Below are 628 nucleotides of genomic sequence, written 5' to 3' on the forward strand. Positions count from 1 at the left end.
GGCTTGAGGCCGTCCCGCACGTCGGGCAGCGCGCGCGAGACGATCACGCTCATCGCGTAGTCGAGGTACGAGCGCTGCATCTCCGTTTCGAGCCCGACCGGCTCGACGCGCATCCCGGCGCCCTCGGCCTGCGGGGTCAGCTCGGGGTTCTCGGTGGTGGGGGGGTTCTCGTCGGCCATTGCTGGTCAAGATCCTTTCAGGCGGCGGCGGGGAGCCCGGCTGCGCGGCCGGGGAGGGGCCGACTCAGATGTCGAGGAAGCGGACGTCCTTGGCGTTGCGCTGGATGAACGAGCGGCGCGCCTCGACGTCCTCGCCCATCAGCACCGAGAACAGGTCGTCGGCCTGGGCCGCGTCGTCCAGCGTGACCTGGCCGAGCACGCGGTGGTCGACGTCCATCGTCGTCACGCGCAGCTCCTCGGCGTTCATCTCGCCGAGACCCTTGAAGCGCTGCACGGAGTCGTCCCGGATGCGCTTGCCCTGCTCGCGCCCGGCCGCGATCAGCGCGTCGCGCTCGCGGTCGGAGTACGCGTACTCGAAGTCGTCCCGACCCCACTTGATCTTGTAGAGCGGGGGGCGGGACAGGAAGACGTGCCCGGCTTCCACCAGCGGTCGCATGAAGCGGAAGCTG

The 628-nt window shown here is 70.1% G+C and carries 1 pseudogene; it reads right to left on the minus strand.

The features are described from left to right. Nucleotides 1-243: 243 nt before the first annotated feature. Nucleotides 244-628: pseudogene (locus KUM32_RS29740) on the minus strand (DNA topoisomerase IV subunit B); the annotation flags it as partial.

It is taken from the genome of Streptomyces sp. AC627_RSS907, from assembly GCF_019049165.1.